Source organism: Arthrobacter sp. JUb115, from assembly GCF_004365035.1.
GTDB lineage: Bacteria > Actinomycetota > Actinomycetes > Actinomycetales > Micrococcaceae > Glutamicibacter.
This window is the reverse complement of record NZ_SOBS01000001.1, coordinates 320,243-344,902: the sequence shown is the minus strand read 5'-3', so window position 1 is coordinate 344,902 and position 24,660 is coordinate 320,243. Positions and strand designations below refer to the sequence as shown.

The following is a 24,660-nucleotide window of genomic DNA, read 5'->3' as shown; positions in this document are numbered from 1 at the left end:
CAAAATCACGTTCCGGGATCGTGCTTCGATGTGCGCAATCACCGTGCATGGTGAACAATAGTGAATGTGAGCGCAGATCGTAGGAATGAAGCAACCCGTTTAGTTATTCTCGGCGGAGGACCTGGCGGCTACGAAGCTGCCATGGGTGCAGCCCAGCTGGGCGCCAATGTCACCGTCGTGGAGCGTGCAGGCATGGGCGGTTCAGCGGTGCTGACCGACGTCGTGCCCTCCAAGACCCTGATCGCTACGGCGGACGCAGTGCGCCGGGTGAAGCACGCAGAGACCTTTGGAGTCCACGTTGACGGCCTCGACTCGGCCGTCACCGACTTCTCGGTGGTGAACCACCGCCTGCTGGATCTTGCCAAGGAGCAGTCCTCGGATATCCGCACCACCCTCGAACGCGCTGGCGTGCGCATCGTGATCGGCGAGGGCCGCTTGCTTGACGACCACACGGTTGCCGTATCGCATCCGGATGGTTCCGAGCAGGAAATCGAAGCGGACGCCATGCTGATTGCCGTGGGAGCCCATCCGCGCGAACTGCCTACCGCCAAGCCTGATGGCGAGCGAATCTTCAACTGGACCCAGATCTACAACATGAACGAGGTGCCTGAGCACCTGATCGTTGTAGGCTCCGGCGTTACCGGTGCCGAGTTCGCTTCGGCGTACAACTTGCTCGGTGCCAAGGTCACGCTGGTTTCCTCACGCGACCGCGTGCTGCCCGGCGAGGATGCAGACGCGGCGGGCGTGCTGGAAGATGCTTTCAAGGACAACGGCGTCAATGTTGTTTCCCAGGCTCGCGCCGAGGGCGTGGAGCGCCAGGGCGACAGGGTGCTGGTCACCTTGGCGGACGGACGCGTGCTCGAAGGCAGCCACTGCCTGGTTGCAGTGGGCGGCATCCCCAATACCGCCAACATGGGTCTGGAAGAAGCCGGTGTGCAGCTGACTGACTCAGGCCACATCAAGGTCGATGGCGTTTCGCGCACTACCGCAACCAACATCTACGCTACCGGCGACTGCACGGGCGTCTTCGCCCTGGCTTCGGTAGCAGCCATGCAGGGACGCATCGCCGTGGCCCACCTGCTCGGCGACTCGGTAAAGCCATTGAACCTGGATCTCGTGGCATCCAACGTCTTCACCTCCCCGGAAATCGCTACCGTGGGTGTGACCCAGCGTGCGGTTGCCGAAGGCAAGTACCAGGCCAACATCATCAAGGTTGACCTGAACACCAACGCTCGCGCCAAGATGATGAACGTGGACCAGGGCTTCGTGAAGATCGTTTCCCGCAAGGGCTCGGGCACCGTCATCGGCGGTGTTGTGGTTGCTCCGCGTGCGAGTGAGCTGATCTTCTCGCTGGCATTGGCAGTCCAGAACAGCCTTCATGTTGATGACGTGGCTGAAACCTTCACCGTTTACCCGTCGTTGTCCGGTTCGCTGGCTGAAGCGGCACGTCGCCTGCACCGTCATCGGTAGGTTCTGAAGAACTTTTCCAGGGCGGCATTTCCCTTGCATTCAGGGAGATGCCGTCCTTCTGCCATTAATGCCGTAATACAAGCTCTTGTGACGCCATTCACTTTGGCGACCGACTCTGATATAAGTGTAAAAACTGTTTTCTCAGGTCACGTCTCAATATGTGGAAGCGCATATTCCTGCTAGTAGGCCCGTGAATTGCTGTTTGCTGTTCAGTTTCATTTCATCTGGTGTCCAAATACTGGACATCAATATCCGAATACTGGTCACCGAGGTTTACGATTATGGCAACGTAAATGAACATCTGACTCGTACTTTCACTCTAAGGAGCAGCCTCCATGTCGCAGGCTAACCAAGCAGTGGCGCCGAAGGAAAACACCCGCGGTCGCGTGCTGTTTGCCAGCATGATTGGCACCACTGTCGAATTCTTCGACTTCTACGCCTACGCCACCGCGTCGGTTCTCGTTTTCCCGGCGTTGTTCTTCCCTAACGCCTCCACCATCAACGCGATCCTTTCATCGTTCGCGATCTTCGGCGTGGCTTTCGTGGCTCGTCCACTGGGTTCGATCATTTTCGGCCACTACGGCGACAAGCTCGGCCGCAAGGGCACCCTGGTGGCGTCGCTGCTGCTGATGGGCATTGCCACCTTCCTGATCGGCTTCCTGCCGCCGGCCGCGGGCAACTGGACCGTTTTGGCTCCGACCGCACTGGTGCTGCTGCGCTTTGCCCAGGGGCTGGCGCTGGGCGGCGAATGGTCCGGCGCTGCGCTGCTGGCAACCGAGAATGCGCCGAAGAACAAGCGCGCCATCTACGGCACTTTCCCCCAGTTGGGCGCGCCCATCGGCTTCATCATCGCGAACCTGATGTTCGTGGCCCTGCAAACCTTCTGCACTGCAGAGCAATTCATGGCATGGGGCTGGCGCGTTCCGTTCTACTTCTCGGCAGTCATGGTGATCATCGGCCTGTGGGTACGCCTGAAGCTGGTTGAATCCGCGTCCTTCAAGAAAGTCCTGGACCAGAAGAAGGTAGTGAAGTCGCCGTTCGCGGTGACCATGAAGAAGCACTGGCGCCCAACCCTGGCCGGTACCTTCATCATGCTGGCAACCTATGTGCTGTTCTACCTGATGACCTCCTTCACGTTGACCTACGGCACCCAACCGTCTACCGTCGAGCAGGCGACTGCTGCCGCTGAAGCCAAGGGCAAGGCCTTTGACGCCGCAGGCTTCGTTCCGGGCTTGGGCATTGAACGCCCGACCTTCTTGACCATGCTGATCATCGGCGTCGTCTTCTTCGGCATCTTCACCGTGGTTTCGGGCCCGTTGGCTGAGAGGTTCGGCCGCCGCAAGTTCCTGATCTGGGTTACCGCGGGCATCTTCGTCTTCGGACTGTCGTGGACCCTGTTCTTCGGTCCAGGCCAGGGCGCTGCCATGGCCGGGCTGATCATCGGGTTCACCCTGATGGGTCTGACTTTCGGTCCGATGGCTGCGTATCTGCCTGAGCTGTTCCCGTCCAATGTCCGCTACACCGGCTCGGCTGTTGCCTACAACATGTCCTCGGTGATCGGTGCGGCTCCTGCTTCCTTCGTGGCTGTAGCCCTGTGGAAGGCCGGTGCGGGCAACACCACCGGCGTTGGCCTGTACTTGGCACTTGGCGCGGTACTGACCTTGGTCGCGCTGTTCATGACACGCGATACCTCTGACATGGACATGGAAGAGTGGGTCGAGTAGTTCGACAGTCTTGCTGAGGGAACGGCTCGGCGAATCATCAAGCCATGATGATTCGCCGAGCCGTTTCCCGTTTCCGTGCAGCCTGGATGAATACGAGCTGAAAAGGGCCATCGACCCCTGACAACTTGATGCGCGGCATGGAAGCATGGGACGCGGAATATCCAATACCGAAAGGGAACGCTCATGCGTATTGCAGTTGCGGGAGGCACCGGCGCTATCGGCACGCTGGTGGTCGAGAAACTCAAGAGTGCTGGCCACGAACCAGTGGTGCTCGCACGGTCCATGGGATGCGACCTGGCGAACCGCAACGCGGTAAAGCAGTGGTTGGTTGACTGCCAATCGGTCATCGATGTTTCCGGAGTTTCCACCACCAGCTCTGCTGCATCCATGCGGTATTTCACCCAATCGACGGCCAACCTCGTCAGCGTGGGGCGCGAGTCCGGGGTGCAGAACCACGTGGCGCTCTCGATCATCGGAGCGGCCACAGTGGATTCCAGCTATTACGCGGGCAAAGCCGTGCAAGAGCGGATGCTGCAAATGCTTCCCGGTGGCTATACCCTGCTGCGCACGACCCAATTCCACGAATTCGTTGGTCAGAATATCAAGCGTCTGGGCGCGGGTCCGGTGCAGATGGCGCCGAAAATGAGGATGCAGCCCATCGCGGGCATCGAAGTGGCCGCGGCACTAGTGGATCTTGCTGAGGGGCCGGCGCAGGGCGTGGTGCAAGACCTTGCTGGGCCGCAAGAAGAGTACGCTCCCGCCCTGTTTGCCAAGTACCTGCAGGCCCAAGGCAGGTCTCCGAAGATGGTTGAAGTGCCTGTTCCTGGCCCCATGGGCAAGGCCATGCGTGACGGGGGACTGCTGCCAGGCGGTTCCGCCCGGCTGGGCCACGAAACCTTCGATGCCTGGCTAGCTCGGCAGTAGCCCGAACCAGCCTCCTTATTCAGTATCCACTGGCTGGCATGCGGGAACTTCCAGCCTCCGAATAGCCGTGACAAAACAGGCGGATTCTGGAAGCATCACGTCATGGACGAAAAAGAACCGCATGTTCCCTACAATCCCACGCCTCGGGACTTTCCCGGCTTTGCGATGCCGGCTTCAGTGCCGCAAGGCATGCGGCTGGAGCTGAGCCGTTCAAGGATCAAGGATGGGCAGGAGGAGAACTTTGGAGCCTGGATGGATATGCTCAATGCGCGCTACGAGGAATGCGAAGCATCCTTATCGGCACAACGGGCAGCGCTGGAAGCAACATTCAGGCATGTGGAAGCCGATGGTTCAACATGGATCTACCACCTGAGCCTGGTAGGCGAGAACGGCGGTGGGCTCGATGCGCAGCAGGATATCGATGCGGCGCACGAGGCGGCTAGCCGCCAGGCGAAAATGCCTGGCTGGGAAGAGCTTGAACCGAAGTTCCTGCTCATGCCCGATCATCTCAGGGCATCCATGGCGCACTGGGCAGAACATGGACAGGTGCCAGAGTAGAAGATTCCAGTTGCAGAACGACGGTGGGCCTGGACATATCTGTCCAGGCCCTGCGTCGATACCAACGAGTGCTACTTGGCTTCTTCGATCGAAGCGATGACCGCGCCCGAGGACAGGGTCTCGCCCGGGGCAACTTCCAAGCCGCTGACCACGCCATCACGGTGCGCAGTAATTGGCTGCTCCATCTTCATCGCTTCCAGCACGACAATCAGATCGCCCTGGGCCACGGCCTCGCCATTCTCAACGGCAACCTTCACGATGGTGCCCTGCATCGGCGAACGCAGTTCTGCGCTGTTCGCGCCAGCGGAGCTGGCTGCCTTGCGGCCCGGCTTGCGCTTCTTCTTGCCTGCGGCCTTCTCGGCACCGTTGGAGGATACCGAGCCCAGCGACGAAGGAAGGGTGACTTCCAGGCGCTTGCCGCCAACTTCAACGGTCACGCTGGTGCGCTCGTCTTCGGCTGCGTCCTCGCCGTCCATTGGCATCGGGTGGGGCTCGATGGCGGTATCGAATTCGGTTTCGATCCAGCGGGTGTGGACCTTGAACGGCCCCTGGGCCGGAACGAACGATGGGTCGCTCATCACTGCACGGTGGAATGGCAGCACGGTAGCCATGCCCTCGATCTGGAATTCTTCCAGCGCACGGCGGGCACGAGCCGCAGCCACTTCACGGGTGCTGCCGGTGACGATCAGCTTGGAGATCATCGAGTCGAAGTTCCCCGAAACGCTTTCGCCCTGCTCGATGCCCGAGTCAACGCGAACGCCGGGCCCCGATGGCAGGTTCATCTTGGAGATGGTGCCTGGGGTCGGCATGAAGTTGCGGCCGGCATCTTCGCCGTTGATGCGGAACTCGAAGGAGTGGCCGCGGATCTCCGGGTCGGTGTAGCCCAGTTCTTCGCCGCGGGCGATGCGGAACTGCTCGCGCACCAAGTCCAGGCCGGTGACTTCCTCGGAGACCGGGTGCTCAACCTGCAGGCGGGTATTGACCTCGAGGAAGGAAATGGCGCCATCCTGGCCTACCAGGAATTCGCAGGTGCCTGCGCCGTTGTACTTCGCTTCGCGCAAGATGGCCTTGGAAGCTTCGTACAGCCGGGTGGTCTGCTCTTCGCTCAAGAACGGGGCCGGCGCTTCTTCAACCAGCTTCTGGTTGCGGCGCTGCAGCGAGCAGTCGCGGGTGGAAACGACAACCACGTTGCCGTGGATATCGGCCAAGCACTGGGTCTCCACGTGGCGCGGTGCATCCAGGAAACGTTCGATGAAGCATTCGCCGCGGCCGAAAGCGGCTACAGCTTCACGCACTGCCGAGTCGTACATCTCGCCGATTTCTTCGCGGTTGCGGACCACCTTGATGCCGCGTCCGCCGCCACCGTAGGCAGCCTTGATGGCCAGTGGAAGTCCGTGCTCGTCGGCGAAGGCGTATACCTCGTCGGCCGAGGCCACCGGATCCTTGGTGCCGGGAACCAGCGGAGCGCCCACCTTTTCAGCAATGTGGCGGGCCTTGACCTTGTCGCCGAGCTGGTCGATGGACTCTGGCGAAGGGCCAATCCAGGTCAAGCCCGCGTCAATAACAGCCTGGGCGAACTCGGCGTTCTCCGAGAGGAAGCCGTAGCCCGGGTGGATCGCGTCGGCGCCGGAGCGTTCAGCCGCGTCCAGGATCTTCTCAATGCGAAGGTACGATTCAGCGGCGGTGGTACCGCCCAGCGCGTAGGCTTCATCAGCCAGACGCACATGCAGGGCTTCGCGATCCGAGTCGGCATAGACCGCAACGGACTCGATTCCTTCATCGCGTGCGGCACGGATAATACGCACTGCAATCTCGCCGCGGTTGGCGATAAGCACCTTCGTCAATGGATTCATCATGAACCTTGTCTTTTAAAAATAGGGTTTCTCAGCTACGAGCCTATCGTTTTTGTGGGAACTATATGTAGTTATCGCCTAGAACGAGGGTGTTAGGGCGAATTTTTTGGAGGAATCCTACAAAGGAGCTTCGTACTGGCTCTTCGCGGAACCTGCCCCGCGAGGCTTGTAGACCCTGTCGCCCGCGAGGCCTGGAAAGGGGCGCGGCTCTCCGCTGGTGTGCCGGCAGCGCTGGCATCTGCCCTAGTCTTCGCGCACCCGGCGAACTAGGCTATCGCCAAGATGGAAAACAAGGAGGCCGCCGTGGGAAATCGAGGCAAAGCGCTCTGTGCGCTGCTGGCTGCTGGACTGCTCGCCTTGGCCGGTTGTTCCAGCGCAACCGGCATCCCGGCGCTTGACCGCGATCCGGCTGGAGCCGACCAGTGGCCGGGGGATAGGAGCCACTTGGAGAACCTTGGGATGCAATCCGTGCGATTTCTGGTCACGCACGGCAACGCCGACTACTTCGCCACCGCATCGGCAGATGAGCAAACGGCTTGCCTGTTCAAATTCGCCCAGGGAGAGGCTTCCGCAGCTGGCGGATGCGGCGGGGCCGGGGACGCGGATGCCATCGTCGAAGTGAGCGCCCCTGGAACGAGGATGATGCTGGTCCGGGCCGGAGCCGACTTCTCGGACTTGGAAGAGGCGGGCTGGACCAGGATCCACGAGAACATTCTGGTGTTCTAGCTGGCCGGAAGCCAAGGGATTCCTGAAGGGCCGCTTGACGCCTGCAGGATTGGGTTATCCAAGGTTGGCGCCCATGGTGTACACCACAGGTCCCTCTGCTATCGCGGTGCGATGCAATACCTCGAAACCGTGCCGCTCGTATAGGCGGACGTTTCTCTCGTTGGATGTTTCCAGCGACACCTCGGGATAGTCCGACGCGGCAATATGGTTCAGGCACCGGCTGATGAGTGCCGAACCAAGACCCCGTCCAACGCTGGATCCAGCAACCCCAAGCGTGGCAAAGTCCCACGCGTTCTCAGGCCGCTGTGGCAGGTCGGCTCCGTAGGCGATCTCCAAGCGATCGCCCATCAGCTGCGAAATCTCTTCCTGCATGCCCAAGCCAGGCTCTGGACAACTTGGTGGCAGGAGCGCAGCGACACCGTCGAGGTCCTCGCTGACCAGGACGACTCCATGCTCCAGAGCGTGGGAAAGGTAGACGGCTTGAAGGCGTTCCAAGCGCTCCAGGTAGCGATCGGCTGGAATGCTCCACCGTGTCCAGGGGTAGAACGCAAACGCCTCGGCCAAAGTAGAGGACGCACTGGGAATATCCGCGCGGCGCGCGGAACGGATAGCTGAAGTCACATCCATATCCTAGCCAAGCCAACCCGGCCTCCCGCCGTGCGCCGCCACGCCATGGTTCCGGCCTGGCATGAATCAGCCCTGGCAGCTACGCCTGCCGTTCGCGGTGCCGCCTGACGGCCGCGCGATTGGCGCAACGCACCGAGCAGAAACGCTGGCGCCCGTTGCGTGTCACGTCCACAACCACGTGGCCGCACGGTGCGGCCTCGCAGCGCCGCAGCCGGTGCATGCCCCTGGTGGTCAGGTGCAATGCCGTGCCCACGCAGAAGACCGAGCGCAGCACCTGGGGCATGCTCTGGCCGTCATCGCGATAGTGCAGGTGCCAACCCTCCCCATCGTGGTCCACCAGGCGCGGATAGGCGGAAGCGCGAGCCGCCTGCAAATTCAGCAGCAGCGCCCGCTCGGGATCGGACGGCGCATCAACGATGTCCAGCCAGTCATCCACCACCGCGCGCGTTTCGGCATAGTCCGAGGCGAACCGCGGAAAAGGCATGGTCATGCCGCTCTGCCGGGTGCGTTGTTCGATGCCGTCGCGGTCCGATGGCCAGTCATTGGCCAGAGACGCAGCGAGGAGCACCGCATATTCTCCGTAAGGGTTGAGTTGCATAAGAACATTACATCATGCTGGAGCCATGACTATTGCACAGCACAGCCAAGCCGTTGATTCCGGGCAGGAAACCGATGTCCATGAGCACTGCTGGGAGATCGGATCCAGCCATCGGACTTCCGCCGGGATTGTTGAATACTTCCATTGCCGCCGCTGCCGGCGCCACATCATGATCCAGCGTGGGTTCGGGCGCGAACAGACGCTGCTGAGCAGGGAACTGCAGGCATGAAAATGGTGCCATCCGCTTTGGGGCGGAAGGCACCATCTGCCGGCCGGAACCGGATTATTTCCAGAGATCCACGATGCTGATCCCGGCTTGGGCCAGCAGGCCGCGCAGCACGAAGACATCCAATCCGACGACGTTCTGGAAGTTGCCTTCGATGGACTCGATGAAGGCTGCAGCCAGCCCGTCAATGGTGAATGCCCCGGCGCAGGGCAGCGGTTCCCCGCTGGCGACGTAAGCCTCGATCTCGGCATCATCCACGGTGGAGAAATGCACCACGGTGGAAGATACCTGGCCGCGGGCCTGTTCCGGATTGGCGGGATCAATCAGCCAATGGCCTGAGTGCAGTATTCCGGTAGAACCGCTCAGCTGCAGCCATCGTTCGCGGGCTACCTCTTTGGTGTGCGGCTTTCCGTAGGCCGCACCATCAAGTTCGAAGACCGAATCGCAGCCCAGCACCACGGTGCCATCCGCATGATCTGCCTGGGCCACGTTCTCGGCCTTGGCACGAGCCAGCAGCAATGCGGTCTGCGCTGGACTCTGCTCGCCATTGCGGGCCACTGCGGCTGCCAGCACCGCATCTTCATCCACCTCGGAAACTTGGGTGGTGAACTTGATGCCCGCATCGGCCAGAACCTTCTTGCGTCCCCACGAAGCGGAAGCCAGCAGCAACCGGGGTCCTGTTTTCATCTGTTCGCTCATACGGCGGCGTTCTCCTTGGCCTGGTCCTGGCTGGAACTATCAGCGGAATTGTTTTCCCCGGAATCCAGCATATCGTTGAGTTTCGATCCTTCAACATCAACATCCGGCAGGATCTTGTCCAGCCATTTAGGCAGGTACCAGGCCTTGTCGCCCAGCAGGTGCATCACTGCCGGAATGAAGGTCATGCGGATGATGAACGCATCGAAGAGCACACCGAAAGCCAGCGCGAAACCGAGCGGGCGGATCATTGCCAGGTGCGAGAACACGAAGCCGGCGAAGACCGAGATCATGATCAGCGCGGCGGCGGTGACAACCGGTGCGGCCATCGAGAAACCGGAGCGGACCGCGTCCTTGGCCGGCTCGCCGTGAGCGTAGCGTTCGCGCATCGCCGAGACCAGGAAGACCTGGTAGTCCATGGCCAGCCCGAACAGGATGCCGGTGAGCAGGATCGGCAGGAAGCTGAGCAGCGGACCGGGAACGTTCACATCGAAGAGGCCGGAGAACCAGCCGAACTGGTAAACCATGACGCTGGCGCCGAAGGCCGCGGCCAGCGAGAGCAGGAAGCCGCCGGTGGCCAGCAATGGAACCACGACCGAACGGAAGACCAGCAGCAGCAGGATCAGCGACAGGCCAACCACGATGCTCAGGTACGGGACCAGGGCGGCGGTGACCTTTTCGGAGACGTCAATCTGCGCGGCAACCTGGCCGGTCACGGCAATGTCGGCACCCGTGGCCTCGGAGAACTCCGAGTAGTCCGCACGCAGCTGGTGCACCAGCGCTTCGGTAGCTTCCGAGGAAGGGCCATCGGTAGGGATCACCTGGATGGCTGCCAAGGTGCGGTCTTCGGTCATGGTGACTGGAATTGCGGCCACCACGCCGTTGTATTCGCGCAGTTTCTCGGCCACGTCGAGGCTAGTTTCCTCAGCTTCGCGCTCGCTGAGCCCGGCAGGCAGATCAGCTAAGACCAGCAGCGGGCCGTTGTAGCCGGAACCGAACTTGTCGCTGGTTTGCTCGTAGGCCTGGAAGGCCTGCGAATCGGCAGGTTCCGCACTGCCATCAGGCAATGCAGTTCGCATCTGCGTAGCCGGCAGGGCGATGGCACCCAGGACGACTATCACCAGCAGGGTCACCGGAACAGCGATCTTGGTGACCATGCGAACCCAGCGAATGGAGAACGATTCCTTGATCTGGGGATTCTCGGCATCCGCGGCTGCCTTCTTGCGGGCCCGCTTGGAAACCAGTTTGGTTCCGGCCAGGGACAGCAGTGCTGGCAGCAAAGTGATGTTCAGCAGCACCGAGCAGAACACGGTGAACGCGGCCGACAGGCCCAAGACGGTCAGGAACGGAAGTCCTGGAACAGCCAGTGCGGCCAGTGCGATGATCACGGTCAGACCAGCGAAGACTACAGCGTTGCCGCTGGTTCCGACGGCGCGTGCAATCGACTCTCCGACCTCCATGCCGGACAGCAGCTGCGAACGGTGGCGGTGGATGATGAACAGCGCATAGTCGATGCCCACTGCAAGGCCCAGCATGAGAGCCAGGGCAGGGGTAATCGAAGCCATGTCAATCAGCGAGGAGAAGGCCATCGTAGTGCCCACGCCAGCGCCCACACCGAGGATCGCCAGCAACAGCGGCAGTCCGGCGGCGACCAAGGTTCCGAGCATGGCGATCAGGACAATGGCAGCGATGACCACACCAATGATTTCTGAGGCTCCGAAGACCTGGGACATGTCCTGCATGATCTCCTTGGAGAACAGCACCTCCACGCCGTTAGCCTGGGGACCTGCGGCGATAGCCTTGATCTGCTCGCGGTCATCGGGAGTCAAAGCGTCGGTCTGGACCTTGAAGGTCACCTGAGAAACTGCAGTACTGCCGTCTTCGGAAACGAAACGCATATCGGAGCTTGCGCCCACCTGGCGCGAAGCGAATTCCAGTTCAGCTCGGCCGGATTCCAGATCCTTCAGGCCTTGCTCTATGTCCTTCTCGCCCTGCTCAAGCTCGGCGGTCTTTTCCTTGATGGTTTTTTCGCCGTCTTCAAGCTGCTTCTTGGCTTCTGCCAGCTCGGCCTTGCCTGCAAGGAACTGGGCCTTCTTGGCATCGAATTCACGTTGCCCGGCCTCCAACTTGGCCCTGCCGGCATCGAGCTCGGCCTGGCCCTCGCTCAGCTTCACCTTGTTGCTGGCGATCTCAGTTTTCGCTGCATCCAGCTGCGCCTTGGCATCGTCCAGCTGGGTTTTGGCGGCACCGAGCTGGCTGCGGTTCGCTTCCAGTTCCTGATGGCCTGCCTTGGCCTGGGCCTGTCCAGCGTCGAGTTCCTTGCGGGCGGCGTCAAGCTGCTTCAAACCGGCTTCGGCCTTGGCGATCTGCCCCAGTGCGGCGGTGGCCTGCTGCTTGCCGGCGGTCGCTTGGGCGATGCCGGATTCAGCCGAGGTTTTGCCGGCTTCGGCTTCGGCGAGACCGTCCTGCAGGGCATTCAACGCAGCGGTGTATTCGGAGATCTTCTTTTCATCTCCAGCTTCTTCAGCGGCATCAAGCTGCTGTTGCACGCCTGCAACCTGGATCTTCAGATCATCGATAGCGGCTTCAGCCTCGGCCAGTCCGGCCTGTGCGGCGGCCAGGCCATCTTCAGCTGACTTCAGACCCGTGGTGGCTTCTTCCTTGCCGGCCGACAGGGTTGCGTCGAATTCTTCGCGGGAAGAGTCGCCCAGCAGCTGTTCCATGCCAGCCTGGTACTCCTTCTCACCCGCGGCGAGCTTGGCGTCAGCGGCATCGAGCTTCTGCTCGCCAGCGTCGAACTTTGCGCGGCCAGCGTTGTATTCGGCCGTTCCGTCCTTGTACTCGGCTAATCCGGCGTTGTACTTCGCTTCGCCGGCTTCCAGCTGGGCACGACCCGAAGTCAGCTCGCGCTGGCCGGTTTCCAGCTGCGCGCGGCTATCGGCGAGCTGCTTTTCGGCGGCGGCAATTTGCGGCTCGGCAGCCTGGATTTCCTTCTGGCCGTCAAAGTACTGTGCCCAGCCATCGGTGAGTTCCTCGCGGCCTTCCTTGAGCTGCACCTTGCCATCGGCAATCTGCACCTTGGCATCGTCAAGCTTTTCCTGGCCGTCAACGAGTTCCTGCTGCGCTTTCTCCAGCTCTGGCTGCGCCTTATCGAGCTGTTCCTGCAGTTCGAAGGGGCTCATGGCTTCGACTACCTGGGACTGCATGGCCAGCTGTTCCAGGGACTCGGCGACGGCCTGCTTCTGGGTTTCGTTCAGCGGCCGGTTCGAGCTTTCACGGAACACAATCGAGCCAGAGCCGCCGGCGAGATCCGGGAGCTCTTCCTTCATCCGGTCGAGGGTGCGCTGGGTTTCAGTTCCGGGCAGGGTGAAGGTATTCGATAGCTGGCCCATGAACAAGCTGGCGCACAGGCCGATGAAGATGAAGGCCGCCAGCCACATTGAAATGACGCGGTAGCGGTGCAGGTGTGCCCATCGAGCGAGGCGGTAGAGGAGGGAAGCCATGAGCTTAGATGTCCTTCAAGGTGCTAGTGCTGGTCAGCGGCAAGGCGGTAAAACCCTGGTCAAGGGTTTTCATGGCCTGGGTAATCAAGGAATGGAAGACGGAGATGAGCTCGGGGGAAATATCCAGACCGTGAGTTTCGGTAGCTGGCAGACGCTCGATCCACTCATCAAATGCTGCTTGGCCTGCGCCGAGCAGAGCATGGGTAAAGACTCTGATGGAAAAACTGTCGGCCTGCGGATAACGGCGGGCGACTTTTTCGATGACTTCCGTGGTGGCTGTCCGCCATTCGTTCATCGTGGCGGGGAAGCCGCAGTTGGCTTCTTCCGTTCGCAAGAATGCACCAAACTGGGCCACTTGCCCGAGCATCTGCGACACGTCATCAGACTTGAGCGATTCGATGATCGCTTCGACCAGAGGCATGGAGTCGGTCAGGTCGCTAATGGAATCCACCATGGTTCCCAGAACCTGGTGCAGGGGATAGGAGAAGACCGCATCTACTGATGGAAAATAGTTGAAGAGTGTACGGCGCGAAACACCGGCCGCTTCAGCGATCTGCGTAGCGGTAAGCGCCGTGGCAGAGCCTTTGCGAAGCAGGTCCGCGACGGCTTCAACGATGGCTTGTTTCGTTGCTCGTTTGTTTAGTTCGCGGCGGGTGCCGGTACTCGGGGAAGTCACATAACTTACACTACGTGCAAAGTTGCACCCTGTGCAAAGTGAATCCGTGTGACCTTTAACCGGAAATCGGCGCACGAGCAATAGTGCTCGTGCGCCGATTTCCTTCAGCAATGCCTACTTGGTTGCAGCTGCCTCAGCATCTGCCGCTGAGATGCTTTCATCAGCGAAGGGGTTGCCATTGCGTGGTGCGTTGTACATGTCGATGTCCAAGATGCCCTCGCGCTTGGCGACAATGGTTGGAATCAGTGCTTGGCCGGCGACATTTACCGCGGTGCGGCCCATATCAATGATCGGGTCAACGGCCATCAGCAGGCCAACGCCTGCCAGCGGCAGGCCCAGGGTGGAAAGGGTCAGCGTCAGCATGACGATGGCGCCGGTAGTGCCTGCGGTTGCTGCCGAGCCCAATACGGAAACCAGCGCAATCAAGAAGTAATCGGTGAGGGACAGCTCAATACCGAAGAACTGGGCAACGAAGATTGCTGCGATCGCCGGATAGATGGCAGCGCAGCCGTCCATCTTGGTAGTCGCGCCCAGCGGCACTGCGAAGGAAGCGTAGCCCGAAGGCACCCCGAGGTTGCGTTCGGTCACGCGCTGGGTCAATGGCAGGGTGCCAATCGAAGAGCGTGAAACGAAGGCCAGCTGCACTGCAGGCCATACACCCGAGAAGTACTGCTTGATTGACAGGCCATGTGCGCGGACCAGTACCGGGTAGAGCGCGAATAGCACCAGTGCCAAGCCGACGTAGATCGCAACGGTGAACTTGCCCAGTGCGCCAATAGTGTCCCAGCCATAGGTGGCAACAGCGTTGCCGATCAGGCCAACCGTGCCGATCGGCGCGATGCGGATGATCCACCAGAGGACCTTCTGGATGATCGCCAGGATAGAGGCCGAGAACGCGAGGAATGGTTCGGCCGCCTTGCCAACCTTGAGGGCAGCGACGCCCACGGCGATGGCAATGACCAGTATCTGCAGGACGTTGAAGCTGATCGAGGTGGAAGCGGTTGCTTCATCAACCAGCTTGGTGCTCGCGCCCAGACCCAGGAAGTTGGCTGGGACCAGGCCAGTGAGGAAGCCGAGCCAGTCGCCGGTCTTGCCATCGTATTCATCTGGCATGCCCTGGCCGGTATTCGCTCCGGGGCGGAAAACGGTGCCAAGAACCATGCCGATGATTACCGAGATCAAGGCAGTGATGGCAAACCAGAGCAGGGTCTGCCACGCAAGGCGTGCCGCATTGGTGACCTTGGCCAAATTGGCAATTGAGGCGACAACCGCAAAGAAGATCAGTGGGATCACTGCAGTGCGCAGCAACGCAACGTAGCTGGAACCAATGATCGACAGGGCTTCACCCAGCCCGTTGGGTTCCTCGGCGGTGCTGCCGGTGTACTTGGCTAGGAGACCCAGTAGAAGACCAGCAATCAGCGCCGCAATGATCTGCGGGCCGAAATTGGTCATCCAGCGTGGAAGCTTAGATGAAGGTGCGGTAGTAGACATGCGTTCAAGATTAGGGCGCTTTTCTTCGCCGGCGGCAGTTTATGTTACGCAACATGACGGTATTTCGCCGTTTGTGCTTTATTGCACTGAAAAGCGGTGTCTAGGGTCACTGGACCGGCGAAATGACGCACGATTTGTGCAAAGACTTCGGTGCGAGGACACAGATCTTCACATGGGAATTTTTGGCTCCGTGCCATTGTTGCTGGACTAATCGCCGCGGCTGTGCTTGAAGAAGCATCGCTCACTTCACGCAGTTTGCTTTCGTATCCTGGACGCGAGCATGCCGCGAAGTGCGACCAGCAAGCAAGTGGCAGTTCCTCCCAGTGCCGCCCCGCCGGCAACGGCAAGGACGACACCGGGACCGCCGGCGCCGATAAACCCCAAGAGGTGAATTCCCAGCCCCAGGACCAGCAGGGTTGCTGCAGCGGCGGCACAAATGGCAATGCTGAACCAATGCAGTGAGCTGGCCTGGTAGAAGGTTCGGCGCCGAAGCTTCAATATGAGGATCCAAAAACAAATCAGGGCAATCTGCAGGAAAACAAGCCCGGCCGTCACTGTGCACCGGTACGGGGTCGCCAGATGGGCCACTTCGGGATGAATGTAGGTGGTCTCCTCGATGAACATCGGCAAAATCAGCACTTGGCCAAGGAGCGCCCCGAGGAAGATTGCGATGAGTGCGATTCGGGCGGGTAAAATAGCGAGACTGGTCATCTAATGATTGTCGGCTATTATCTATCGTTAATCAATAGCTTGTAATCGTTTATCCCTGGAATATGAAGCTGGGCTCTTCAGTGCTGCTTCCGTGATCTTGACCTGTCGGAACCATATGGAAAGGTAGAAGCCAGCAAGGCGTGGGGAATCCGTGGTTGCTGCATGGGCCGGAACTGAAAGAAGGAAATAATGCGGGTTTATATCACTAGTGTGTGCGTGGATGATCAGGCGAAAGCTAAAGCGTTCTATACCGAGGTGCTGGGCTTCAAGGTCAAGCACGATATCCCTGTGGGCGAATACAGCTGGCTGACCCTTGTTGCAGCGGACCAGGAGCAAGGTCCTGAAGTGCTTCTGGAGCCTTCAGCACACCCTGCCGTTGGGCCGTACCGTTCAGCACTGAAAGCAGACGGCATCCCGGCAACTTCCTTTGCCGTTGATGATGTCCAGGTGGAATTCGAGCGTCTTAGCTCACTGGGCGTGAAGTTCACGCAAGAACCGACGGATGCCGGACCCGTCGTGGTTGCGACCTTTGATGACACGTGTGGCAATCTGATCCAGATTTCCAGCTACAAGGGATAAAACGAATGGCGGTCCTGCCAATAAGCAGGACCGCCAAGCCGATTTCCTGGAGGCTACTTCACTAGGGCGCGCTTCAAGGTATCCAGGCCAACTGAACCGAGCTTCAACGCCGCGGTATGGAATTCCTTGAGCGAGAAGTCCTCGCCCTCGGCGGCCGCGAGATCGTCGCGGATCTGCTCCCAGAGCCGTTGGCCGATCTTGTAGGACGGAGCCTGGCCTGGCCATCCCAAATAGCGGTTGTACTCGAAGTCCAGCTGACCCGTGGACATGTCCAGATTCTTCTCCAGGAACTCATAGCCGTTTTCGGCGTTCCAGGTGCCGGTGCCCCACTGTGCAGGAACTTCCAAGCCCAGGTGAACTCCTATATCAAAGACCACTCGCGCGGCTCGAATGCGTTGCGCATCGAGCATGCCCATGTAATCGCCCGGGTCATCGAGGTAGCCCAGCTGGTGCATGAGGCGTTCGGAGTACAGCGCCCAGCCTTCGCCCTGGCCGGAAACCCAGCACATCAATCGGCGCCAGCTGTTGAGCGTGGAAGCCTGCATTTGGGCTGTACCGATCTGCAGGTGATGGCCGGGAACGCCCTCGTGATAGACGGTGGTGAGCTCGGCCCACGTGGTGAATTCATCTTCTCCAGGCGGAACCGACCACCACATCCGTCCCGGGCGGCTGAAGTCTTCTGATGGGCCGGTGTAGTACACGCCGCCATCCTGGGTCGGAGCGATCATGCATTCGATGCGGTCCATTGGCGCCGGGATGTCAAAGTGCTTGCCCGACAAGTCCGCCATGGCCTGGTCAGCCTTGCCCTGCATCCACTCCCGCAAGGCGTCGGTGCCTGAGAGCTTGCGCGCCGGATCCTCGTTGAGGATCTTCTTGGCTTCCTCGATCGTGGAGCCCGGTTTGATCTGCTGGGCGACGCGCCGCTGCTCGGCGATGATGGCATCGAGTTCGCCGACGCCCCAGGCATAGGTCTCTTCCAAATCCACTGCGGCGCCCAGGAAACGGCGGGACATCAGCGAGTAGTACTCTCGGCCCACCGCGTCTTCGGCCGGTGCCTGTGCCAGGAGTTCATCTTGCAAGTACGCGGTGAGTTTGCGGTAGGCCTTCTTCGCGGCTTCGGCTCCGGCTTCCAGCTGTGCTTGCAAAGTGGTATCCACTGCGGTGCCGGAGGTGGCCAACTGGTCGAAGAATCCGCCATCCTTGGCGTAATCGGTGGTTTGCGTGATCACTATGGACACTTGGCGCTGCGCCGCAACCAGATCATTTGAAGCGGAATCACGCAAAGATGCGATGTAGCCGTCAATCGCAGCCGGAATGTTGGACATTCGCTGGGCGATGAAAGCGTAGTCCTCGGAGGACTCCTGCGGCATCAAATCGATGATTGAGCGGATTTCCTGTGCCGCGCTGGCGATATTGTTCAGCTCGGTGCGCCCGGTGAACAGGATTTCCAGTTCGAGGCTCAATCGCTCGGTCATCGCGTCAAGCGAGACTTCGTCAATTGCGTCGACCGCAGTGGCGTTGGCCAATGCGCCCAAAGTCTCCCGCAGTAAGCTGATCTGCTGGGTGGTGCCAGCAGGGGAGTAGTCGCCATAGGTGGTCTCGTAGCCTGGCAAGCCAAGGGAAACTCCCCATTCCGGGGTCAGTTCAAGGGACTTGGCGAAGAAGGCTTCGGCGATCTGGTCGATTGCCGAAGGCTCGCGGTGCGGTGCAGAGGATGTCATGTAACTAACAGTAGTTGATATGAAAGATTTGTTGAAGACTTTTGCGCAGGTTCGTTCTGAACTGCTTCCGCGGTCGTCTAGCAGGTGCTTCCAGGCGCGGGTTATGCCGCTGGACCTGCCGAAAAGGAATTAAAGGGCATCTGCGGTCGCATAGGCGGTTCCCGCTGATGAAGATGAAGCACGCGAATTGTATTGCGTTGATGAATCGCCCAGTCAGTGCCCATGGGGAGAACTCTCCATGGCGGAGGTTTTGTCAGTTCGTTAGAATTGGAGGGCGTTGAGTCTGGCTATGGGGAATAAGGCCGGATTCTGGCGCACACTCGTACCAGCAAACCAAGGACTGACCTCTAGATGGCCAAAGCCGCTTCGACCGGATGGACCGGACTGCTCAAAAGCACCGGGTTCAAGGTGACTGCGATCCCAGTCGTGGCGGCCCTTGCCGTCACCGGCGCCATTATCTATCCGGGCTTCGAAACAGCTGACGTGGAACTCAACGACGGTGGTGTCTGGGTAGTCAATCAGTCCGAAGGCAAGATCGGGCATGTCAATTACCAGTCGCGCACCATCGACGGTGGCGTTGCCACCCCGCTGGCCAACTATGACCTGGTGCAGCATGAAGAAAGCGTGCTGGTACGCAACCTGGAACAGGCCTCGCTGACCACTATTGACCCCGCGATGGTGCAATTTGCTGGCGATAACAACCTGCCAGCTAACTCATCCTTCTCCTTCGGTGCGTCCGTTGTCGCCGTCACCGACGCGGAACACGGAACTGTCCAGGCCAGCAACCTCGAACAGATTGCCGATTTCAAGGGCGAAGGCGCCGAACCGCTGATCGAGTCCAAGGGCGAAGTCGCCGCCGTGGTTGGCGCCGACGACACCATCTGGGCCGCAGACCTCGGCGCAGGAACCCTTTCCAGCTTCACCCTGGACGACGACGGGAAAGCCGAACTCGCCCAGGAATTCGAAATTCCGGAACTGGCCGAAATGAAGGAGCCGCAGCTTTCGGCCGTCGGCAAGATCGGCGTGGTCTTCGATGAAGCCACCGGCGAACTGGTCACCTCGGAGGGCAACTCCGCAATTCTCGAGAATCCTGCCAACGCCCGGATCCAGTCTCCGGGCCCGGCAGCCGAGAACATTGCTGTGGCCCTGGACCAGTCGCTGGCAACGGTGAGCCTGTCCGGCAAGGACACCAACTATGAGCAGCTGGAAACCGCTGGCACCCCTATCCAGCCGGTGCGCGTGGGAACGTGCACCTACGCGGCCTGGCAGACCAGCGGCGAGTATCTGCGCTTCTGCGATGACCCGGCACATAACCAGAGCACCGCAATTCCGGAAATGCCAGAAGGCGCTGAACTGGCGTTCCGCGTCAACCGGGACGTGGTCGTGCTCAACGACGTGCATTCGGGGCAAGTCTGGTTGGCCAATGAAGGCATGGAAATCGTCAGCAACTGGAGTGATCTGGAACCGCCTGCTGGCAAGGGCGAAGCCAAGGAAGAAGAAACCAAGGAAATCACCGACGCCATCGAGCTGCCCAACCGCACCGAGGAAAACAAGAAGCCGATCGCCGAGGACGACAGTTATTCGGTACGCCCCGGCCGCACCACCTTGCTGCCGGTGCTCTATAACGACGTGGATCCGGACGGCGATTTGCTGACCGCGAACCTGGAAGGCGCTGCGCCCTCGGTAGGTGCCGTGCAGCCGGTCCATGACGGCACCGGATTCCAGATTGTGGTCCCCGAAGATGCCAGGGGCGGCGCGAGTTTTTCCTACACCACCAAAGACGGTCGCGGGGGACAGGACACCGCGACCGTCAAGCTGAACGTGGTGGACGATGAAACCAACAAGGCTCCGGAACAAAAGCGCACCACCGTGCTGCGCGTGCAGCAGGGCGAGTCAGTCAGCCACAACGTGCTCGCTGACTGGACCGACGCGGAAGGCGATGACCTCCGCTTGCTCGGTGGAACCTCCGATGGCGATGACGTGATCCGCGTCCAACCCGATGGCACCTTGACCTTCCAGGATGACGGAAAGAAGCTGGGGCAAAAGGAATTGGCCATCCAGGTTTCCGACGGGCAGGAGGGCACCAAGGGCCGGATACTGATCGAGGTCTTGGCCGACGCCACCGTGAAACCGGTGACCGCGACCGATCATGTGGTGGCCAATATCAATGAATCCGCCAGTTTCTCCCCGCTGGACAATGACACTGATCCCAGCGGAGACGGACTGCGGCTGGCCGGGGTGGATGATGTTCCCGGGTTGGAAATCAAAACCAACGCACAGACCGGAACCGTGACCGCGCGCGCCGAACGCGCCGGAACCTACTACGTTGAATACATGGCCACCAACGGCCCGGCCAGCGCCCCGGGCCTGGCCCGCATCGATATCAAGAAGCCGGAAGAAAATGCCGAGGATCCGATCGCGGTACGCGATGTCGCCTTGCTGCCTGCCGGCCAGGATGTACTGGTCAACGTGCTGGGCAACGACACCGACCCGGCCGGTGGCGTACTGGTGGTAACCGGCGTGCAGACCGCCAGCGACAAGCCGTTCTCCACCTCCGTAGAACGCAATACCTTTGTCCGCATCACCGACGTGCGCGGCCTCACCGACCCGACCACCATTAGCTACACCGTGTCCAATGGCTCTCGTGAAGCGACCGGTTCCATCCGCGTGATTCCGATTCCGGCACCACCACGCATGGATCCGCCGCAGGCCAACCCGGACACCGTCACCGTCCGCGAGAACGACGTGGCCACCGTCAAGGTTCTGGAAAACGACATCCACCCGAACGGCGGAGAGCTGCTCTTGCGTCCCGAGCTGGAAGAAGCTGATGATCTGGGAGAAGGGTCCCTGATCTCGGTTGCCGACGAAACGATTCGATTCCGCGCCGGCGACTTTGGCGGCAAGGCCAAGCAGGTTTCCGCGGTCTACACCGTGGCAGGACCTGATGGCCAGGAAACCAGCGCCAGCGTCACCTTCAACGTCCTGCCCGAGGCAGAAGCCAATGACCTGGAAAAGAACACCCCGCCGAACCCGGAACCAGTCACCGGGCGGGTCTTCGCCGGCTCCAGCACCAACGTGCTGGTCCCGATTGACGCTATCGACCCCGATGGCGACTCGGTCTCCCTCGTGCAATTCGGCGATTCCCCGCGCATGGGCACCGCGAAGATCCGCGGGGCCTCCATCGACTACACGGCCAACCCCGATGCCTCGGGCACCGATGAATTCAGCTACGTGGTGGAAGACCGTTTGGGTGCCCGCGCCACCGGCACGATCAAGATCGGCGTGGCACCGCTTGCCGAATCGAATAATTCCCCGGTTGCCGTCAACGACTTCTTGACCGTGCGCCCCAACCGCCCGGTGGCGGTGGACGTGATGGACAACGACACCGACCCGGATGGCGACCCGATCGCCTTGATGAGCGAAGTCTCCACCGAAGCCAGCACGGAGGTGGAAGTCATTGACGGCCGCGTCACCCTGACCTCGCCCCCGGAAGACGGCAACGTTTCGGTGCGCTACATGATTTCCGACGGCCGCGGCGGTACCGCGGCGGGCACGCTGAGCATCAAGTCCGATCCAGAGGCCCAGCTGCTGGCGCCCATTGCCCGCGATGACCGGGTTTCCTTGGAAGAAGTCATCGGCGATGAACAAGTGACCGTAGATATCTTGCGCAATGACGAGGACCCGGATGGCAGCTCCAGCGAATTGGAGATCAGCTTGCCGGATAACCCGTCTACTGCCCAAGTCACCGAAGATGGCCTGGTCGTCACCGCCACCGAGGACGCGCAGATCATTGCCTACACCCTGACCGACCCCGACGAACTGGCTTCTACTGCCTTCGTCCATGTGCCAGGCACCGCTGGAGCACGGCCAATCCTGCGCAGCGGGCTGAATCTGCAGGTCGAGGCGGGACAGGTCCTGCCACTGAACCTGGATGACCTGGTCCTCGTCCGCGAGGGACGCACCCCGCGCTTGACCACCGAAGAGTCGGTGGCCTCGATGCCGCAAAACGACGGCGAGCTGGTGAAGTCCGCCACCGAGCTTTCCTTCCGTGCACCGGTCGATTTCGACGGCTCGGCTACCGTCAGCTTCGAAGTCACCGACGGCACCGGCCCCGACGATGAAATGGGCCTGAAGTCCAAGCTGACCCTGCCAATCAATGTCACCCCGGCTCCGCGCCAGAACGATTCCGAGGAACGCCAGAACCAGAACGAGGAAGGCCAACCGGAGGAGGAAGAGCCAGAGGAAGAGGAAGAAGAGCAGCCGCAGGAAGAGAACTTCGCTCCGACCCTGCAGGCCAATGCCTTGGCCGTGGGCCAGGGCGAGGAGCCAGCCTTCCTGGACCTGCGCATGGCCGCCAACGATGCCAATGAAGACGACGTTCCGAAGTTGAAGTTCGCCATCTCTTCGGTGGATATCCAAGGTGTCCAGGCCGAACTGGTCGAAGAGCATAACCTGAAGGTCAGCGCCGGAGCTTCGACCCCGAAGGGCACCACCGGTACCGTCACCGTCACGGTCAGCGACGGTGTGAACCCGCCGGTTCCGGCCGCCATGAACATCACCGTGACCGGCTCGGTCCGCGAGCTGCCGGTAGCTGTGGCCGATAACGTGGCCGATGCGGCCCAGGGCAAGACCGAAGTGGTCGATGTGCTGGCCAACGACCACAACCCGTACGCGGATGAAGGCCCGCTGCGCCTGATCAACGCCCGCGCCCTGGAAGACACCGGGGAAGTGGAAACGAGCGGCGACAAGGTATCCATCACCCCGAAGGACAACTTCGTGGGCACCATGCGGGTGGAATACACCATTGGCGATGTCACCGAAGACGTGGCACGCAACGTCATCGGTACCGTGACGCTGAACGTCAAGGGCGCCCCGGAAGCCCCGGGCCTGCCACGCGTCCAGTCCACCGGGGATGAGAAGGCTGTGCTGCAGTGGGATCCACCGGCCAACAACGGCTCGCAGATCACCCACTACACCGTGACCGGCGGCGGGCACACCCAGCGGTGCGCCACCACCACCTGCACCATCACCCCGCTGGCCAACGACACCGTATACAACTTCACGGTGACCGCCGCCAACGAGATCGGCCAGTCCCCGGCCTCGGCGCCGTCAGCCGATGCCCGACCGGACGTGGAACCCGAACAGCCTGCCGCCCCGACCGGCACCGACGGCGACCAGCAGGCGGCCTTCAAGTGGACTGCCCCCGCCAGCCGGGGTTCGGCCATCCAGAGCTACACCTTGGAGATCTCCCCGGCACCGGCCAACGGCGTCACCCAGGTCACCGGCATTACCGGCACTTCCTATACCTGGAAGGGCCTGAAGAACGGCACCGATTACCAGGTCCGCGTGCGTGCGGTGAACAAGGCGTCCAAGCCATCGGCCTTCAGCGCCTACTCGGCAGCCGTGACCCCGGCTGGCAAGCCGTTCAAGCCGTCCGCCCCCACCGCGGCCCGCAAGGAATCCGCGGTGGATGGCGGCGTGGTCAACGTCGCCTGGAACGCACCGGGCACCAATGGCGCACCGATCACCGGCTATGCCCTGCGCGTCTACAAGTCCGGAACCCTGGAGAAGACCATTGGCTCCATTGCGGCCAACCAGACCAGCCAGTCGGTCACCGGCCTGAGCACCTCGGGTTCCTACACCTTCACCATCGCGGCAACCAACCGCAAGGGCAGCTCGGAACAGAGCTCGAATTCGGTGGCGGTGACCCCGTACGGGCGTCCAAAGGCCGTGTCCAGCGTGAGCGCCAAGGCCACCGGCGCCAATCGCATGGTGCAACTGGGCTTCCAGGCTCCTGCGGCCAACGGCTCGAAGATCACCGGATACCAGTACTCCGCCGATGGCGGAGGGTGGCAGTCCTTCGGCGGCCCCGGCTCGGTGATCGACACCGGTTCCAACGGCACCGCGCATACCTGGCGCGTGCGTGCCTTGAATGCTGCCGGCCCGGGAGACCCCAGCCCGGCCAGCAACCAGACCAGCGCCTACGGTCCGCTGCGCGACAACGCGAAGATTTCCTCGTCGCATGGCGATAACTGGATTTCCTTCAGCTGGAATACAGCCGCCGGCGAATCCAACGGACGCAAGGTCACCCAGACGGTAGCCATTGGCGGGTCTAACACGGCTAACGACGGTACGGAGAAGGTCAGCAACCTGGGCTACTCCACGAGCCGCACCCTCAAGATCGTGGCAACGGATACCGAAGGCCAGAGCAAGTCCTGGTCCAAAACGGATCAGACCAATCCTAAACCGGCCCGTTCGGTGAAGCTGTCCGAAGGACCGTTGTACAACGGCTACGCGAACTCCACCTGCCCGCCGAACTGCTACAAGTACCACGTGGAGCTCTACGACTTCGACCCGGGCACCCACACCTACCTGGCGCAGTGCTACCACTCCAAGGGAATGTTCTCGGATAATTACGTGACCTTCAACGTCGACGGCAATGGCCGGGCCTCCAAGGACCTGCCATGCGTGATCGAATCGGGATATGCCCAGCCGTACTTCGCGAAAATCGACGGCACGGAATCCGACCGGGTTAATTTCAGATAAGCGCGGCATCGACCGAGCATCAAGACGTACA

The 24,660-nt window shown here is 61.0% G+C and carries 17 protein-coding genes; 8 read left to right on the top strand and 9 right to left on the bottom strand.

Annotated features, from left to right (window positions below; all coding sequences use genetic code 11):
• Positions 1–60: 60 nt before the first annotated feature.
• The 4 genes from EDF61_RS01615 to EDF61_RS01600 all read left to right on the top strand — a co-directional run bounded on the left by EDF61_RS01615 (position 61) and on the right by EDF61_RS01600 (position 4,676).
• Complete coding sequence (locus EDF61_RS01615; RefSeq protein ID WP_181148819.1) at positions 61–1,470, top strand: NAD(P)H-quinone dehydrogenase; 1,410 nt, start codon at positions 61–63, stop codon at positions 1,468–1,470.
• 335 nt (positions 1,471–1,805) lie between these two features.
• Positions 1,806–3,194 carry an MFS transporter gene (locus tag EDF61_RS01610; RefSeq protein WP_133833047.1) on the top strand — a complete coding sequence of 463 codons (1,389 nt, stop codon included), beginning with the start codon at positions 1,806–1,808 and terminating at the stop codon, positions 3,192–3,194.
• A 183-nt stretch (positions 3,195–3,377) separates the two neighbouring features.
• Complete coding sequence (locus EDF61_RS01605) at positions 3,378–4,118, top strand: SDR family oxidoreductase (protein ID WP_133833046.1); 741 nt, start codon at positions 3,378–3,380, stop codon at positions 4,116–4,118.
• 102 nt (positions 4,119–4,220) lie between these two features.
• A complete protein-coding gene (locus EDF61_RS01600) occupies positions 4,221–4,676 on the top strand; it encodes a DUF6176 family protein (RefSeq protein ID WP_286172050.1) in 456 nt (151 codons plus the stop codon).
• 71 nt (positions 4,677–4,747) lie between these two features.
• On the opposite strand, the gene EDF61_RS01595 is transcribed toward EDF61_RS01600, so the two are convergent.
• Positions 4,748–6,529, bottom strand: coding sequence for an acetyl/propionyl/methylcrotonyl-CoA carboxylase subunit alpha (locus EDF61_RS01595; protein WP_166650687.1), 1,782 nt, complete (start codon positions 6,527–6,529; stop codon positions 4,748–4,750).
• Between the two features lie 282 nt (positions 6,530–6,811).
• On the opposite strand from EDF61_RS01595, the gene EDF61_RS01590 reads away from it, so the two are divergent.
• Positions 6,812–7,255: a hypothetical protein gene (locus tag EDF61_RS01590; RefSeq protein WP_133833044.1), complete on the top strand. Its 444-nt coding sequence runs from the start codon at positions 6,812–6,814 to the stop codon at positions 7,253–7,255.
• Between the two features lie 54 nt (positions 7,256–7,309).
• Here EDF61_RS01590 and EDF61_RS01585 read toward each other — a convergent pair whose 3' ends face one another.
• Both EDF61_RS01585 and EDF61_RS01580 read right to left on the bottom strand, forming a co-directional pair.
• A complete protein-coding gene (locus EDF61_RS01585; protein WP_400290185.1) occupies positions 7,310–7,876 on the bottom strand; it encodes a GNAT family N-acetyltransferase in 567 nt (188 codons plus the stop codon).
• A gap of 85 nt (positions 7,877–7,961) precedes the next feature.
• Positions 7,962–8,480, bottom strand: a complete 519-nt coding sequence (locus EDF61_RS01580) for a CGNR zinc finger domain-containing protein (protein WP_133833042.1) — start codon at positions 8,478–8,480, stop codon at positions 7,962–7,964.
• 25 nt (positions 8,481–8,505) lie between these two features.
• On the opposite strand from EDF61_RS01580, the gene EDF61_RS01575 reads away from it, so the two are divergent.
• Positions 8,506–8,709, top strand: coding sequence for a hypothetical protein (locus EDF61_RS01575; protein WP_133833041.1), 204 nt, complete (start codon positions 8,506–8,508; stop codon positions 8,707–8,709).
• A gap of 54 nt (positions 8,710–8,763) precedes the next feature.
• Here the strand turns inward: EDF61_RS01575 and EDF61_RS01570 are convergent, their stop codons facing one another.
• The 5 genes from EDF61_RS01570 to EDF61_RS01550 form a co-directional block, all read right to left on the bottom strand.
• Positions 8,764–9,405: a Maf family protein gene (locus EDF61_RS01570; protein WP_133833040.1), complete on the bottom strand. Its 642-nt coding sequence runs from the start codon at positions 9,403–9,405 to the stop codon at positions 8,764–8,766.
• Positions 9,402–12,905, bottom strand: coding sequence for an MMPL family transporter (locus tag EDF61_RS01565; RefSeq protein ID WP_133833039.1), 3,504 nt, complete (start codon positions 12,903–12,905; stop codon positions 9,402–9,404). The genes EDF61_RS01570 and EDF61_RS01565 overlap by 4 nt, the downstream gene beginning before the upstream one ends.
• A 4-nt stretch (positions 12,906–12,909) precedes the next feature.
• Positions 12,910–13,692 carry a TetR family transcriptional regulator gene (locus EDF61_RS01560; protein WP_105661747.1) on the bottom strand — a complete coding sequence of 261 codons (783 nt, stop codon included), beginning with the start codon at positions 13,690–13,692 and terminating at the stop codon, positions 12,910–12,912.
• Positions 13,693–13,695: 3 nt separating this feature from the next.
• A complete protein-coding gene (locus EDF61_RS01555; RefSeq protein ID WP_105657123.1) occupies positions 13,696–15,072 on the bottom strand; it encodes a dicarboxylate/amino acid:cation symporter in 1,377 nt (458 codons plus the stop codon).
• Positions 15,073–15,318: 246 nt separating this feature from the next.
• Positions 15,319–15,783, bottom strand: a complete 465-nt coding sequence (locus EDF61_RS01550) for a DUF2975 domain-containing protein (RefSeq protein WP_133833038.1) — start codon at positions 15,781–15,783, stop codon at positions 15,319–15,321.
• 189 nt (positions 15,784–15,972) lie between these two features.
• Here EDF61_RS01550 and EDF61_RS01545 point away from each other — a divergent pair, with 189 nt between their 5' ends.
• Complete coding sequence (locus EDF61_RS01545; RefSeq protein ID WP_105657125.1) at positions 15,973–16,362, top strand: VOC family protein; 390 nt, start codon at positions 15,973–15,975, stop codon at positions 16,360–16,362.
• Positions 16,363–16,415: 53 nt separating this feature from the next.
• On the opposite strand, the gene EDF61_RS01540 is transcribed toward EDF61_RS01545, so the two are convergent.
• The gene (locus EDF61_RS01540; RefSeq protein ID WP_133833037.1) at positions 16,416–18,083 is read right to left on the bottom strand and encodes a DUF885 domain-containing protein; all 1,668 of its coding nucleotides are present in this window, start codon (positions 18,081–18,083) and stop codon (positions 16,416–16,418) included.
• 351 nt (positions 18,084–18,434) lie between these two features.
• Here EDF61_RS01540 and EDF61_RS01535 point away from each other — a divergent pair, with 351 nt between their 5' ends.
• The gene (locus EDF61_RS01535; protein ID WP_133833036.1) at positions 18,435–24,629 is read left to right on the top strand and encodes an Ig-like domain-containing protein; all 6,195 of its coding nucleotides are present in this window, start codon (positions 18,435–18,437) and stop codon (positions 24,627–24,629) included.
• Positions 24,630–24,660: the final 31 nt, after the last annotated feature.